General features: G+C 45.5%; 10 protein-coding genes. 5 read left to right on the top strand and 5 right to left on the bottom strand.

The window, feature by feature from the left end:
• Positions 1–11: 11 nt before the first annotated feature.
• From ISX59_RS20610 to ISX59_RS20600, 3 genes are all read right to left on the bottom strand, one after another.
• Entirely contained in the window at positions 12–3,308 is a 3,297-nt protein-coding gene (locus tag ISX59_RS20610; protein ID WP_220576235.1) for a TonB-dependent receptor, read from the bottom strand.
• A gap of 90 nt (positions 3,309–3,398) precedes the next feature.
• Complete coding sequence (locus tag ISX59_RS20605; RefSeq protein ID WP_032536759.1) at positions 3,399–4,307, bottom strand: dihydrodipicolinate synthase family protein; 909 nt, start codon at positions 4,305–4,307, stop codon at positions 3,399–3,401.
• A 205-nt stretch (positions 4,308–4,512) separates the two neighbouring features.
• Positions 4,513–5,235 carry a FadR/GntR family transcriptional regulator gene (locus ISX59_RS20600; RefSeq protein WP_220576234.1) on the bottom strand — a complete coding sequence of 241 codons (723 nt, stop codon included), beginning with the start codon at positions 5,233–5,235 and terminating at the stop codon, positions 4,513–4,515.
• A gap of 509 nt (positions 5,236–5,744) precedes the next feature.
• Between ISX59_RS20600 and ISX59_RS20595 the strand changes: the two genes are divergently transcribed.
• From ISX59_RS20595 to dnaG, 5 genes are all read left to right on the top strand, one after another.
• A complete protein-coding gene (locus ISX59_RS20595; RefSeq protein WP_005781586.1) occupies positions 5,745–6,590 on the top strand; it encodes a prephenate dehydratase in 846 nt (281 codons plus the stop codon).
• Positions 6,565–7,749 (top strand): pyridoxal phosphate-dependent aminotransferase, encoded by a 1,185-nt coding sequence (locus ISX59_RS20590; RefSeq protein WP_032536758.1) that lies wholly within the window; start codon positions 6,565–6,567, stop codon positions 7,747–7,749. The genes ISX59_RS20595 and ISX59_RS20590 overlap by 26 nt, the downstream gene beginning before the upstream one ends.
• A 22-nt stretch (positions 7,750–7,771) precedes the next feature.
• Positions 7,772–8,833, top strand: coding sequence for a bifunctional 3-deoxy-7-phosphoheptulonate synthase/chorismate mutase type II (locus ISX59_RS20585; protein ID WP_005808636.1), 1,062 nt, complete (start codon positions 7,772–7,774; stop codon positions 8,831–8,833).
• Positions 8,834–8,848: 15 nt separating this feature from the next.
• Positions 8,849–9,622: a prephenate dehydrogenase/arogenate dehydrogenase family protein gene (locus tag ISX59_RS20580; protein WP_005781592.1), complete on the top strand. Its 774-nt coding sequence runs from the start codon at positions 8,849–8,851 to the stop codon at positions 9,620–9,622.
• 742 nt (positions 9,623–10,364) lie between these two features.
• The gene (gene dnaG / locus ISX59_RS20575; protein ID WP_220576233.1) at positions 10,365–12,368 is read left to right on the top strand and encodes a DNA primase; all 2,004 of its coding nucleotides are present in this window, start codon (positions 10,365–10,367) and stop codon (positions 12,366–12,368) included.
• A gap of 134 nt (positions 12,369–12,502) precedes the next feature.
• On the opposite strand, the gene ISX59_RS20570 is transcribed toward dnaG, so the two are convergent.
• On the bottom strand, positions 12,503–14,029 hold the full coding sequence (locus ISX59_RS20570; RefSeq protein ID WP_032542718.1) for a sulfatase: 1,527 nt from the start codon (positions 14,027–14,029) through the stop codon (positions 12,503–12,505).
• Between the two features lie 50 nt (positions 14,030–14,079).
• Positions 14,080–15,687: a RagB/SusD family nutrient uptake outer membrane protein gene (locus ISX59_RS20565; RefSeq protein ID WP_032538101.1), complete on the bottom strand. Its 1,608-nt coding sequence runs from the start codon at positions 15,685–15,687 to the stop codon at positions 14,080–14,082.
• Positions 15,688–15,690: the final 3 nt, after the last annotated feature.

Below are 15,690 nucleotides of genomic sequence, written 5' to 3'. Positions count from 1 at the left end.
TGAAAATCATTTTAAAAAGTTAGTCTTACACCAAAGTTAAATTGAATCGGGAGGAAGTATTCACCGGTCTCTTGTCCATCGTACTGTTCAGGATTTAATCCGTCAAAGGCTGTAATGTATCCGATATTTGTCACACCGGCATTCAAAGAAACCCCTTTCACCTTCATTTTAGAACATACGGAACGCGGTAGTTCATAACCTAACGAAACCTCACGGAAGCACAAATAATCTCCCTTTGAATAATAAGCCGTATTGTCGGCATTTCCATTTGAATTCATCCCGGCATAAGCTATTGTACGCATGTGATTGCGATATCCGTTATCCCAGTCCGAAGCAACATCGTAACGCGGATACTTGGCTGTTGCAGCATCACCAGTCTGCCACCAGATGTTTCCATTCGTAACGTCAGTAGTCGTTATAATAGCATTGCGTGCATTGGCATTGGCACGGCATCTCCATATATTGGCAATGGAATGTCCTAAAGCAAAATCGACAACCAAACGAAGAGAAAAATTCTTGTAAGACAAATTATTAATCAAGGCTCCCTTCTTATCCGGATTGGCCCAGCCAATAAAAGTAATATCCTTATCATCGATAACTCCATTATTGTCAAGGTCGGCCCAGATAGCATCTCCGGCAACCTTTTTCTTATTCATCTTAGAACCGGAAACCTTGGTGTCGACCGGAGCTTTTGCAGCTTCTTCATCTGTATCGTATACCCCCAGATACTTATATCCCCAACGTCCACCTATCCTCTCGCCTTCGGCCAGGCCGCCGGTCTCAACATAAGTACCGGATTTAGCATCCCATACAAGTCCGCCCTGTACCCGATTTTTGTCTCTCCCATTATAAGGAAGCTTTTTCATATACGTCCTGTTCATACTGAAAGTACCCGTAACATCCCAACTCACGGGGGAAGTTGTTGAAAGAGGATGTGCTGTCAGCGATAACTCAAAACCTTTGTTCTGTACAGTCCCCAAATTGGCCTTTATAGAACTAAAACCTGTCTGTGCCGGAAGAGCTTTGTCATACAAACGATCGGAAGTCAATTTATTATATCCGGTTACCGACAGTTCAAGACGATTATCAAAGAAACCGGCATCAAAACCATAATCCACATTAGAGGTTGTTTCCCATACCAAACTGTTATTGGCAAGTACACTATTCAGTACCCCCGGATTTCCGGCATAAATATATGAAGCATATTCGCCTTGTGTATTAGAATACGACAACTTATTATTTCCGGTCTGTCCCCAGCTCGCCCGCAACTTCATCCGGCTGACAACGGTTTTGGGAAACCAGTCTTCATAATGCATATTCCATCCTCCGGATACGGCCGGAAACAATGCGAATTTATGATCTTCGGCAAATTGGGAGGCTCCGTCATAGCGTGCTGAAACCGTCAGCAAATAGCGGCGCTTATAGTCATAATTGACACGGGCAAAGAAACCTACCAGTACTTCTTTATCCAAAGAGGAAGTGGTACGCTGTAAATCGGGCTTGGTAGGCGCCAACGTAGGTACATAATCCGTAGGGGCTTCCGAGCCTGTTCCCTTCAATTTATAGGTATCGTCCTGGGTATAGTTCATACCTATCATTGCATTAAAAGTGTGCTTATCACTGAATACTTTATCATAGGTAAACACCGCGTCTGCCATGATTTGCTTATACTGATCGTGTTTCTCGAGTGTTTTACGACCTTTATTAAACTCGTTATACTTCTCAAAAAAACGATAGATATTTTCCTGCATATAATAGGAGGCTGACGGTTTAAAATGCAATCCCTTCAGAATCTCCCAATCCAATCCTAACTGAATCGTGTTTCGATAAGCTTTGTCCGAAATATCCTGATAATATAATTCGTGCAGTCTATTCCGAGGTGAGCCTCCGGCTTCACCAATACCGGAAGTTCCATCGTCATAATACAGACGGAAGGTCGTAGGATAGCGAGAAGAACGGTCCATTGTGCTTGTGCCCGAGTTCTCCGGATCAGTCGCTTTATTCGAGATTGTGGAGTGTTTCAATCCGACGGTTAATTTTAAATTACTGCGAAGATTGTAATTTCCATTGGCAGTAAGGCTGAAACGATCGTACCCCGTACCCAGAACAATACCTTCTGAATTAATATACCCCAGACTCACATAATAATTACCTTTGTCATTTCCACCGGAAGCACTCAGATCGTAGTTGTGTGTCAATGCAGTCTGAAACAATACATCTTTTTGATAGTGATTGTCTTTAAATATCAACTGTTTTCCCGAATAAGGATCGGTCATCGTTTCATATCCTTGTCTGTTCAGCAAATCGTCGACATAAGACTGCCCCATATTGGAAATCAAATCATCTAAATATTCGGTAGTGAAACGAGAATAGCCATATCCTTCCAAGGCTCCATTTTTATAATTGATATTACCTGTTGAATAAGGATATGCGCCGCCTTCCAGGCGTCCGCTGACATTCGCGTCATTGATTCCGCGGGAACCGGCTAAGCGGGAAGCATACAGATAGTCGCGTGCACCAGAAAACGGATAATGCTGCCGAATCTGCTCAACTCCCAAACGGTAGGAAGCGGAAATAGTGGCTTTACCATCTTTTGAAGAACCTTGCTTGGTAGTAATAAGAATGATACCATTGGCAGCCTTAGCACCATAAATTGCAGCGGAAGCGGCATCTTTCAATACTTCCATAGACTCAATATCTTCCTGATTGAGTCCATTCATATTGCTACGGACAACCCCATCAATGACAAAAAGAGGAGAGTCGTTAGCCGGATCGGTTGACCCGCCACGGATCAGCACTACCGGCTGTGCACCAGGCTGTCCGGTAGTCTGTCGAATATCCAGTCCAGCGACCTTTCCCTGTAGATTGTTCAAAGGAGATGCAGAGACAGAAGACATTAACTCCGCTTTCTTCACAGATACAACTCCTGAAGTAACAGTTGCCTTAGATTGAGTTCCATAACCGATGGCTACGACCTCGTCAAGTAGAACCGACTCATCTTCCAAAGTAATTTCATAAAATGTATTATTGGTTACTTTCAGATCCTTGGTTTTCATTCCAACAAAGGAGATTTGTAACAAAGATTTACGTGGGACCTTTAATTTAAATTTTCCATCGACATCGGTAGTTGTACCTATTTGTGTGTTCTTTACAATAACTGTAGCACCTATGACCGGTTCTCCGGATGTGTCCTTAACAACACCACTAATCTCAAAATTGCCACTTTGTTGAGCATGAACGGGTGCTAATGTCCCAATAAATGTCAATAAAACAACAATGAGACACTTAATTCGAGTAATTTTTCTCATCTTTGTATGCTTTTAATATAAAATTTAAGGCGTAGAGCGAAGGGGGTATATTCCGTCCAAAGTCTATTTCCCCTTCCCTACTTTTATTTTTTAATTCAAGAAACCTATTTTTTCAAGATCTCTTTTGAGCGAAGAATATTCATCATCGCCAAACGGTGTGATGGGCAGACGGCACCGGCCGCAATCAACACCTATTAAATTCATTATTGCTTTTCCTCCACGTACACCTCCTCCATATTTAATTATTATTTTTACTATTTCAATCGACTTCTGCTGCATCCGGCGAGCAGTACAGATATCACCTTTCTTGAACGCATCAAAAAGATTCTGATATACAACAGGTAAATAATTGTAGGTACTACCAACACCGGCAACGGCTCCTAAAGCCAATCCGGCAATCAGAATTTCATCGTATCCATGCAGCACTTCGAATTCTCCATTATTGAGTTCCAAGCATTCACCCATCTCCATCAGGTTATTGTGTGTGAATTTCGTTCCAACCAGATTAGGCATCGTTTTTTTTCCCTCTATAAGAAAAGAGCGAACCGAAAGAGATACTCCCGTCATAGACGGCATATTATAATAATAGAAAGGAAGATCGGGAGCACTTTGAGCAATTGGAGTAAAAAAGTCCACCAGATCCTTTACCGAAGAGGGTTTAAAAAAACAGGGAGCCATAGCGGCAAAAGCATCAGCTTCCACCTCTTGTGCATGCCGAGCCAGCTCCATAGCTTCCAATTGACAGTTACTACCCACATGCGCAATCACCTTAAAGCGTTTCCGGGCAGACTTTATCCACTGAGCAAGAATAACTTTACGCTCATCCGTAGTCAGTGAATGAGATTCTCCTGTGGTTCCACAAATAAATACACCTGCCATTCCTGATTCAGCCATCAGGTCGGCGTATTTGTCTATAACAGAAAGATTGATATCTCCCCGCGCATCCATAGGAGTAAAAGTGGCGGCAACCATTCCTTCCAAACGTTGATAATGTTTCATTTTATTATTTAATTAGATATTAATTAAGAATAAGGAATCTCTGATTGGAAACCCATTTCTCTGCGTCGATAACAAAGGTATAAAATGGCTGCGCAGCTATAATAAATTGTTATTTACCCGGTTACCCGCAATAAAAGAACGGCCATCCTCCAGATATTTCCCAAGGGAATGCTAAAATTCTGTTTGACTTTTTGCAATCCCCCGATTATTCGTTAACGATTCTACGTTTCATAAAAATCTTATATACGGCAAAATGTTTCTCAAGCGCCTTTCTGTAACCGGGCTCATCATGTTTCTCCAAAAAGTCGAGAAGGTCAGCGTGAGTTACCAATTCTCCCCGCTCTTTTATCTCTATATTAATAGGCTCGAGCAACTCTTTGAATTTATCTTTCACAAAAACCATTACGGGATGAATAATCTCCTGAAACTCACGGATAGTGGCATTGCCGGTTATTTCATAAAGTTTAGCATGAAAAGTAAATTCACTGATAGGGGCATATTCATTATTCTCAAAAACGATACCCAATCGGACAATCTCTTTCAGTTCAATAATATCTTCCGGAGTTATATTCTGAAAGAGATCACTGCAAATTCCCAACTCTAAAGCAATTCTAAAACCTAAAAGATCAAACAGAGAATGTTCACTTAGAATACGCGGATCGACAACTCGCTTCATACCTCCAAGAATAGAGGGCTCAGTCAGAATCATGCCTCGTCTGGTACGTGTTTCTATCATCCCTACCATTTTCAATCGGCTGAGAGCCTCCCTCAGCACACTACGCGCCACACCCAAAGCGGCGGCCAGTTCCATCTCATTGGGAATGGCATCTCCTGCCCGCAGATCTTTAGTTCTAAAATAAGTAAGTAGGTTATCTTCGACCTGATCGACCAAAGTTATCGCCTGACCATGTAGTTTTAATGTATCCATAGTATAACAATTCAGTTTAGTTAAAATAAGATTAATCTTATTTGTCTGACAAATAAAAGAAGTTTTTCGCAGAAAAACTAACATCTTAAGAACTGAAACGCTCCATTTAGTAAATATTAACACAACTAAGCCTCTATACCATATTATATAGAAAAAGAAAAAGATAAGAGATGAAGAAGTTACAAACAGATAACATTTACAGATATAAAAGCACAAATTGGGAATATAAATATATAAATCACAAAAAAAAGTCCGTTTTTTATTTGTGTTTAAGATAAAAGCATTAATTTTGCCTCAGATTTAAAACAAAAAGAAAAATAGATCTGATGAACGTATTCACTTTTACATATTACTTCTTTTTTTACTTTTACTTTAGCCAGAAAGTAGAGCGGGAGTTTGTATGTATCAAGTGACAGGGTGCTTAAGAACTGAGATTAAGAGAAACTAATAATATGAATCCCGCTCCGACATGGACGCGGGATTTTTTTATACCATATACTCAATTAGGAATGAAAAGAATAGCAATTCAAGGGACACTGGGCTCGTATCACGATATAGCCGCACACAAGTACTTCGAAGGGGAAGAAATAGAGTTAATCTGTTGCGCCAACTTTGAAGATGTGTTTGCTGCCATCCGGAAAGATAGTCAGACAATCGGGATGCTGGCCATTGAAAACACGATTGCAGGAAGCCTGCTGCACAACAACGAACTGTTGCGCCAAAGCGGCACGCAGATTATCGGCGAATACAAATTACGCATTTCGCACAGCTTCGTTTGCCTGCCCGAAGAGGACTGGAATGACATCACCGAAGTGAACTCACACCCGATCGCCCTGATGCAATGCCGGGAATTCCTGAACCAACACCCGCGTATCAAAGTGGTAGAAGCTGAAGATACGGCCTTGAGTGCTGAAATCATCAAACGGGAAAACCTGAAAGGACATGCCGCCATCTGCTCACATGCCGCCGCCGAACGGTACGGAATGAAAGTACTACAAGAAGGCATAGAAACAAACAAACATAATTTCACCCGTTTTCTGGTAGTGGCAGATCCATGGCAGGTGGACGAGATACGAAAACAAAACACCGTTCTCAACAAAGCAAACATCGTTTTCACTCTCCCCCACTCCGAAGGAAGCCTCTCACAGGTTCTGTCTATCTTATCTTTTTACAACATCAACTTAACAAAAATACAATCGCTCCCTATCATCGGACGGGAATGGGAATACCAGTTCTACGTAGATGTGGCTTTCAACGATTACCTGAGATATAAACAATCGATTACAGCAATCACTCCATTGACGAAAGAACTTAAAATATTAGGCGAATATGCAGAAGGAAAATCAAACGTATAAAGTAGCGCCGGCCGACAGACTGGGCGGTGTAAGCGAATACTACTTTTCGAAGAAACTGAAAGAAGTGGCACGGATGAACGCAGAAGGTAAAGACGTAATCAGCCTGGGAATCGGAAGCCCGGACATGCCCCCTTCGGAGCAAACCATCGAAACGCTGTGTAACAATGCTCACGACCCGAACGGACACGGTTATCAACCGTATGTGGGCATACCGGAACTTCGCAAGGGTTTTGCCGACTGGTATAAACGCTGGTATGGAGTGGAACTGAATCCGGCAACAGAAATTCAGCCGCTGATCGGATCGAAAGAGGGCATCTTGCACGTGACACTCGCTTTTGTCAATCCGGGCGAACAGGTACTGGTACCCAATCCGGGATATCCCACCTACACTTCGTTAAGCAAAATACTGGGTGCCGAGGTGGTGAACTACAATCTCAAAGAAGAGGACGGATGGATGCCGGACTTCGATGAACTGGAAAAGATGGATCTGAGCCGCGTGAAACTGATGTGGACCAACTATCCGAATATGCCGACCGGTGCCAATGCCACACCGGAACTTTACGAACGCCTGGTGGAGTTTGCCCGCCGCAAGAACATCGTGATTGTGAACGACAATCCGTACAGCTTTATCCTGAACGATAAGCCGATCAGTATCCTGAGTGTGCCGGGTGCCAAAGAATGCTGTATAGAATTCAACTCCATGAGTAAAAGTCACAATATGCCGGGATGGCGTATCGGTATGCTGGCTTCGAATGCAGAGTTTGTACAATGGATTCTGAAAGTGAAAAGCAACATCGACAGCGGAATGTTCCGTGCCATGCAACTGGCAGCTGCCAAAGCACTTGAAGCGGATTCGACCTGGTACGAAGGCAACAATGTAAACTATCGGAACCGTCGTCACCTGGCCGGAGAGATTATGAAAACGTTAGGATGTACGTACGACGAAAAGCAAGTGGGCATGTTTCTCTGGGGAAAAATCCCCGCAAGTTGCGCCGATGTAGAAGAACTGACAGAGAAAGTGCTGCAGGAAGCACGCGTCTTCATCACTCCGGGATTTATTTTCGGGAGCAACGGAGCGAGATACATCCGCATCTCTCTCTGCTGCAAAGACGCCAAGCTGGCAGAAGCGCTGGAACGAATCAAATCAATAATGAAATAACAACTAAACGAATTAGATCGATATGGAACTCGAATCAATCTTATTGCCGGGCGTGGAAGATAAACGCCCGATGGTGATAGCCGGCCCTTGCAGTGCCGAAACAGAAGAGCAAGTAATGTCAACCGCCACACAACTGGCAGCCAAAGGAGTAAAAATCTTCCGTGCGGGAATCTGGAAACCACGCACCAAACCGGGAGGTTTCGAAGGTATCGGCGTAGAAGGCCTCGCCTGGCTGAAAGAGGTGAAGAAAGAGACCGGCATGTACGTATCTACCGAAGTGGCTACAGCCAAGCACGTATACGAATGCTTGAAAGCGGGCATCGACGTGTTGTGGGTAGGTGCCCGTACCACCGCCAATCCGTTTGCCGTACAGGAAATAGCAGACGCACTGAAAGGTGTAGACATCCCTGTGCTGGTGAAGAACCCGGTAAATCCGGATCTGGAATTATGGATCGGTGCTCTGGAGCGTATCAACAACGCCGGACTGAAACGTCTGGGAGCCATCCATCGCGGCTTCAGCAGCTACGACAAGAAGCTATACCGCAACCTGCCGCAATGGCACATTCCTATCGAGTTGCGCCGCCGCATCCCCGAACTGCCTATCTTCTGCGACCCGAGCCACATCGGAGGAAAGCGCGAACTGGTAGCTCCTCTCTGTCAGCAGGCCATGGACCTGAACTTCGACGGACTGATAGTGGAAAGTCACTGTAACCCGGACTGTGCATGGAGCGACGCTTCACAACAGGTGACTCCGGACGTACTGGACTACATCCTCAACCTGCTCGTCATCCGTAAAGAGACACAGACAACGGAGAACCTGAACGTACTGCGTAAACAGATTGACGAATGCGATGATAACATCATTCAGGAACTGTCAAAACGCATGCGCGTAGCACGTGAGATCGGTACTTACAAAAAAGAACACGACATCACAGTGCTTCAGACCGGACGTTATAACGAGATTCTTGAGAAACGCGGTGCCCAGGGCGAACAGTGCGGCATGAGTGCAGAGTTTGTGAAAGTGATCTTCGAAGCCATCCACGAAGAATCGGTTCGTCAACAGATGGAGATTATCAATAAATAGCAAATCATTCATATTATGCGAATTCTAATTTTGGGAGCCGGCAAGATGGGCTCCTTCTTTACTGACATACTAAGTTTCCAGCACGAGACGGCCGTGTTCGACGTCAACCCGCATCAGCTTCGGTTCGTGTACAACACGTATCGCTTCACAACATTGGAGGAGATCAAGGAGTTCGAACCGGAACTGGTGATCAATGCTGCCACAGTGAAGTATACGCTGGACGCTTTCCGCAAAATTCTGCCTGTTTTACCCAAAGACTGTATCCTGAGTGATATCGCTTCGGTGAAAACCGGACTGAAGAAGTTCTACGAAGAAAGCGGATTCCGTTATGTCTCCACTCACCCGATGTTTGGCCCTACTTTTGCCAGTCTGAGCAATCTGAGCAGCGAAAGTGCCATCATCATCAGTGAGAGCGATCATTTGGGGAAAGTATTCTTTAAAGACTTATACAATAGCCTGAACCTGAATATTTTTGAATATACCTTCGACGAGCATGATGAAACAGTGGCTTACTCCTTGTCCATCCCGTTTGTTTCGACGTTTGTTTTCGCAGCTGTCATGAAACACCAAGAGGCACCGGGAACTACATTCAAGAAGCACATGGCTATTGCAAAAGGGCTTTTGAGCGAAGATGATTACTTATTGCAGGAAATCCTGTTCAATCCGCGCACGCCGTCACAGGTAGAGAACATCCGCACAGAGCTGAAACAGTTGCTTGAAATTATCACAAGCAAAGATGCGGAAGGAATGAAAAAGTATCTGACGAAGATACGGGAAAAGATTAAATAAGAATCTTTATCATAAGTATGAGGGGGTGTCATTCACCACAGACACCCCTCTCCTTTCTTTTATTATTTGCGGGATGAGCAAAATGTCAAAATGATAATAAGAAACGCTCAGTTTTCATTCTTTAGTCCCGAGGGAAAGGCAAGAAGGAAGAAACGGCTCTAATTCATTTTTCCTCCGATCCGATTGATCGCATTTATCGATATAAGAAGCATATTGAGCAGAAAAGAGCTCTCCCTGTATCATATTATCCACTCAGAAGCGACAAGAGTACCTTTCTGGCAGAAAAGGAAGTTCCGGGACGGGCAAGCAACCAGAGAGAAAAACAGGGAAAACCAGGATCTTAAACGGAACAATATATGTAATTATGAAAAACATATAGAGATATTTGAAAAAGAAGTAATCATTTTCGGAAAATGTAACCGTCTTTCGGTGGAAATACAACCGTCTTTTTCGGAAAACAAAGGCTCTTTTTACCCCGGACAAAGGCTCTGCCCACTCAAAAGCCCGGCTCTCCAACCGAAAAAGCCCGCCGATTTCCTTTTTCTTCCTCCCGTTGGATCAAAAACAATCGGGCATCCGCCAGACAAAAGCCTTATTGGCTGACTTTTTAATGCAAAACAATCCGTATTTGCGACATAAAGCAAATATCCGATAAATCGGCACGGCCTGCCGAATCCACTGAAAAGCCATTTGATTATCCAAGAAATATCACGTACATTTGCATCCGCAAGGAGATAAAACAATGATAGACCAGGCAACCATAGACCGTATACTCGATGCCGCACAAATCGTAGAAGTGGTTTCGGATTTCGTCACGCTGCGCAAACGCGGTGTGAACTACGTGGGACTTTGCCCTTTCCATAACGAGAAAACACCCTCGTTCAGCGTGTCTCCCTCAAAGGGACTTTGCAAATGCTTCAGTTGCGGTAAGGGCGGCAACGCGGTGCACTTTATCATGGAGCACGAACAGATGTCCTACCCCGAAGCACTCCGCTATCTGGCCAAGAAATATAATATAGAAATCAAGGAACGGGAGCTGACCAATGAAGAGAAAGAGGTGCAGAGCAACCGAGAAAGTATGTTCATTGTCAATAACTTCGCCCGCGACTATTTCCAGAACATCCTGAAAAACCACGTAGACGGACGCAGCATCGGACTGGCTTACTTCCGCCAGCGAGGCTTCCGCGATGATATTATCGACAAATTCCAACTGGGGTTCAGCACCGAAGGGCGTGACGCTCTGGCACAGGAGGCGATGCGCAAAGGCTTCAAAAAAGAGTTTCTCGTAAAGACGGGGCTTTGCTATGAGACGGACGACCATAAATTGCGTGACCGCTTCTGGGGACGTGTCATGTTCCCGGTCCACACGCTTTCGGGCAAAGTGGTTGCGTTCGGCGGGCGTGTGCTCAGTACGGAAAACAAGAAACTCGCCAAGTATGTCAACTCTCCGGAGTCGGAAATTTATCATAAAAGCAACGAACTTTACGGCATCTACTTTGCCAAACAGGCCATCGTAAAGCAGGACCGCTGCTTCCTTGTGGAAGGATATACGGACGTGATCTCGATGCACCAGTCGGGGGTGGAAAACGTAGTGGCCTCTTCCGGTACGTCCCTGACACCGGGACAGATCCGGCTGATTCACCGTTTCACCAACAATATCACCGTGCTCTATGACGGCGACATGGCGGGAATCAAAGCGTCAATCCGAGGCATAGACATGTTGCTCGAAGAGGGAATGAACATCAAAGTATGCCTCTTGCCCGATGGCGACGACCCGGACTCTTTTGCAAGGAAACACAACGCCACGGAGTTCCAGAACTTTATACAGGAACACGAAACGGACTTTATACGTTTCAAGGCACAACTCCTGATGGAGGATGCGGGCAAAGATCCGATGAAACGGGCGGAACTGATAAACGACATCGTACGCAGCATCGCGGTCATTCCGGAAGCCATCGTCAGGGATGTTTATATCAAAGAGTGCGGACAGTTATTGCGGATAGAAGACAAACTGTTGGTTTCGGAAGTGGCCAAGCGCCGTGAACTTCAGGCCGAGAAAGGGAATAAACCGACCGTCGCCAACCATGCTCCGGTACCGGAAGCAGGCGAGATACCTCCTCCATTTCCGCCGGAAGAGGCAGAAATCGATACCTACCAGTCGTTTATCCCCCAGGAGGGCAAAGAGGGACAGGAGTTCTACAAATACGAACGCCTTATCATCCAGATGATCATCCGCTACGGAGAAAGGGTGATGTGCAACATGACGGATGAAGAGGGGAACGAAGTACCGGTCACAGTGGTGGAGTATGTCATCAACGACCTGAAAGAAGACGAATTGGCGTTCCATAACCCGCTGCACCGCCGTATCCTCTCGGAAGCCGCCGAACATATCCGCGAACAGGAGTTCGCCGCCGAACGTTTCTTTGTGGCGCACCCCGATCCGGCTATCAGCACAATAGCCACCGAACTGGCAAGCGACCGGTATCAACTGAGTAAATATCACTCGAAAACACAAAAGCTGGTAACGGACGAAGAACGTTTGTACGAAATGGTTCCGATGCTGATGATCAACTTCAAGAATGCCATCGTGGCAGAAGAACTGAAGCACATCATGTATGCGCTGCAAGATCCTGCGATAGCCAATGACAACGCTCAATGTGACGCCGTCATGCAACGGTATAAGGAGATGAAGGAAATACAGAACCTGATGGCCAAACGCCTGGGCGACCGGGTGGTGTTGCGCTGACCACATCCGGTTATGCACCGTCATCTCTTTCTTAAAGAAGCGGATACACATACAGTTTGTAACAAAAAAGAGGGTGCGTCGAAAAAATGTGAGTCTCGACACACCCTCTTGATGTATCAGTAAACCTTCACTTGTCAGAAGTAGACAAAGGGCTTCAGTTCATTTCCTTGCTTATCTACCGGATAAAGAGCTCCTTCCTTTACCAACTGGTCAGACATTTTCCGGATCATCTCTTTACACTTATCGGGATACGCAGAAGAGAGTTCATTCCTTTCTTCAGGATCATCCTTCAGATTGTAAAGCAGAGCCTTCGGTTGTTGCGGGGTCTCGGGAAGATAATAATAAATCAGTTTCCAGTCCCCCATACGATATGTCGTAAAGTAATTGCCACGGTGAGCATGCGGAAAGTGCATCAAGAAAGACTCGGGACGCCTCCGGTTTACTTTACCGCTTAATTGCTTTTTGAGGTCGAATCCATCTATCGCATAGCCCTGAGGAGCTTTACATCCGGCCACGGCCAACACTGTCGGATAAATATCCATTATTGTCCCCAACTGTGTCTGCATACCTCCCGCTTCAATCGGTAAACGCTTCTGCACTTTACTCTCTTTCTCAGGCTTTGCCCAGCCCGCAATAAAAGGAACACGCATACCTCCTTCGAACTCCGTACCTTTTTTCCCTCTCAACGGAGCAGAAGAGCCATATCCGCGTTCATCTCCCAGAGGGGCGTCGCCACCATTATCTCCTAAAAAGAAGATCAAGGTATTTTCGGCAATTCCCAACTTCTCAAGTTGGTCCATAATATCCCCCAAGGATTTATCCATGCCTTCTATTAAAGTAGCAAACGCCCTTGCCTGTTCGCTCTTATCCGGATCGGTATACCGTGACAAAAAGCGTTTATCTGCCTGAAAAGGCGCATGGACCGCATAATGAGCCATATTCAGATAAAAAGGACGCTTTTCTTCTACCGCCTTGGTTATCTCCCGGTTCGCTTCTATCGTCAGAGCTTCACTTAGAAAGATGTCCGTCCCATGATACTTTTCCAGGTCGGGAACCGCCCTTGCCTTTTGCCCCTTGATATGCCCATATCCCCATTCGCCATAATAGCTGCCGGGATGTCCTATGCCGGAACCAGCGATATTTACATCAAAACCAAGATGCAGCGGATTCTCTCCTTCGCTACCCATACAACCAAAATGTGCCTTTCCGACATGGATAGTCTTATACCCGGCCTGCTGCAAAACTTTCGGCATAGTGGGCATATCTTCCCTGAGACCTTTCCAGTTCCATTCGGGCGGCCCGAAAGGAGTCCGGTTATTGCTTTCGGCATTAATCCAGTTGGTGACACCGTGCCTTGTCGCATTTTGTCCGGTCATAATTGAAGCTCTGGAGGGGGAACTTACACTTTGCGCATAAAAAGTAGAAAAACAAATACCTTGTTTAGCCAGTCTTTCCATATTCGGAGTATGATACCAGTCATTCAGGGGATGGCGCGTCGGCTGACCATTTTCATCTGTCAGAAAGGGGACGGAAGTATCCATCAGTCCCATATCATCAACCAGAAAAACAATAATATTCGGACGCTCCTGAGCCACTCCGCAAACGGAATATGCCAAGCCGCCTAACACACAAATTTCTTTAAAAGCTCGATTTGTTTTCATTACATACTTTTTTATTTATGGAATATATCCTCGATATCAGTCATCCGGCCTCACCACCCGGGATTCTGCTCTAATGCCGGATTCAATGATACCTCACGAAGCGGCAATGGGAAGAGATAGTGTTTCGAAACATCAAATGTACGGCTTTCTGCTTTCTGTACCAACAAAAAGCCGTTCTTATCCAAAGTTACGTCTTTTCCCGGTATAGTTGTCGGATAGAGCGCCGAGTCAAACTTCGCACCCAAGATAGCTACCGGTAATTCCGATTCGGCTGTTTTCCAGCGGATAATGTCATCGTAACGGAACGATTCGGCAGCCAGTTCCACCCTGCGTTCCCGGCGGATTTCTTCGCGCATGCTCAAACCGTGCTGTTCTACAAAAGCATTGGTCAAAGCAGGCAATTGGTCGGGATGACCTTCGAAACGGGCACGGAGCCGGTTGACGGAAAGGTTCAGGTCGGCATCCGAGATCTTATCTTCCAGTTCAAAACAAGCCTCAGCATAGATAAGCAACACTTCGGCATAACGAATCAGTATTTCATCAATCCGCGACTTCATATTCGAGTAAGATTCTTCGTCACCATACTTCTTGAACATGTATCCGGTACGTGTCTGGCTCGAAAGATTGGGTACAAACGGTTTTCCCAGGAACGGATCTCCCGGTTTCCAGAGAGTAAGTGCCATACGCGGGTCGCGGTTCTCAAACTCCTTACCGGCAGGCAGATATTCTACTTTATAAGCAGACTTCTCCACAGGAAGCCCGTCTTTACAGAGAAATGCATCGGCCAGCACTTTGGTAGGGGTGTGAGAGGGATCGGCTATCGTAGCGCGGATACGGGAATTGTATGTATCGGCCTCAGCAGAATAACGATATGAAAGAATATGCTCGTCCGAGTCTTCTCCGGGCAGCAGGAACAGATCTCGGTAATCTTTATACAAAGAATATTCTTTCGTGTCAATCAGCCGCTTACTGGCTTCTTTGGCTATCTGAAGATATTTCTTATACTCTCCGTCACCGTGGAACTTATTTCTCGTGCCGCAATAGAGCGCCACACGGGCAAGCATTGCCTGGGCGGCTCCCTTGGTCAGTCGTCCCACGTCGGTAGACAATTTGCTTTTCAGCGGAATGTGGGTCTCCGCAAATTCAAGGTCTTCGATGATACCTGCAATCACTTGTTCTTTAGGAGTGCGGGGGCCCATCAATTCTTCCGAGTCCATATCGAGCGTGCTCAGTACATAGGGAACATCACCAAAACGCTTCACTAAATTAAAATAGAAATAGGCTCTGAAGAACCGGGCTTCACCGGCATAACGGTTCTTGACGGCATCCGAGACTTCGGCATTCTGATAATTTTCCAGAAAATTATTGGCATTCCGGATTTGCTTATACGCCGCAGTCCAGATAGCATCTGTATTGCCCGGACTCTGAGTTCCCGAACTGACTTGATTGCTCACATTAGCAAAACCGTCCGCACTCTGGTTATCTAATGTATACGAACGATTCATATTCTGATAAAACACATTGGTGGCCAGTCTCAAATCGCTTTCCGACTTCCAGAAGCTGGCAGGTGAAAGATTGGTTTTAGGTTCCCGATCCAGGAAATCGCTACAGCCACACAATACGATTGCAGTCAGCAACCAAAGATATATAGTTTTCATCTT

It is taken from the genome of Bacteroides sp. FSHCM14E1 (assembly GCF_019633785.1).
Lineage (GTDB): Bacteria > Bacteroidota > Bacteroidia > Bacteroidales > Bacteroidaceae > Bacteroides > Bacteroides hominis.
The sequence above is the reverse complement of the archived record's forward strand: the minus strand, read 5'-3'. Positions and strand labels throughout refer to the sequence as shown.

Excerpts from the sequence above, each read along its gene's own strand:
- ISX59_RS20595 (WP_005781586.1), top strand. The coding sequence starts at position 5,745 with ATGAAAAGAATAGCAATTCAAGGGACACTGGGCTCGTATCACGATATA.
- ISX59_RS20570 (WP_032542718.1), bottom strand. The coding sequence starts at position 14,029 with ATGAAAACAAATCGAGCTTTTAAAGAAATTTGTGTGTTAGGCGGCTTG.
- dnaG (WP_220576233.1), top strand. The coding sequence starts at position 10,365 with ATGATAGACCAGGCAACCATAGACCGTATACTCGATGCCGCACAAATC.
- ISX59_RS20610 (WP_220576235.1), bottom strand. The coding sequence starts at position 3,308 with ATGAGAAAAATTACTCGAATTAAGTGTCTCATTGTTGTTTTATTGACA.
- ISX59_RS20605 (WP_032536759.1), bottom strand. The coding sequence starts at position 4,307 with ATGAAACATTATCAACGTTTGGAAGGAATGGTTGCCGCCACTTTTACT.
- ISX59_RS20600 (WP_220576234.1), bottom strand. The coding sequence starts at position 5,235 with ATGGATACATTAAAACTACATGGTCAGGCGATAACTTTGGTCGATCAG.
- ISX59_RS20590 (WP_032536758.1), top strand. The coding sequence starts at position 6,565 with ATGCAGAAGGAAAATCAAACGTATAAAGTAGCGCCGGCCGACAGACTG.
- ISX59_RS20580 (WP_005781592.1), top strand. The coding sequence starts at position 8,849 with ATGCGAATTCTAATTTTGGGAGCCGGCAAGATGGGCTCCTTCTTTACT.
- ISX59_RS20585 (WP_005808636.1), top strand. The coding sequence starts at position 7,772 with ATGGAACTCGAATCAATCTTATTGCCGGGCGTGGAAGATAAACGCCCG.
- ISX59_RS20565 (WP_032538101.1), bottom strand. The coding sequence starts at position 15,687 with ATGAAAACTATATATCTTTGGTTGCTGACTGCAATCGTATTGTGTGGC.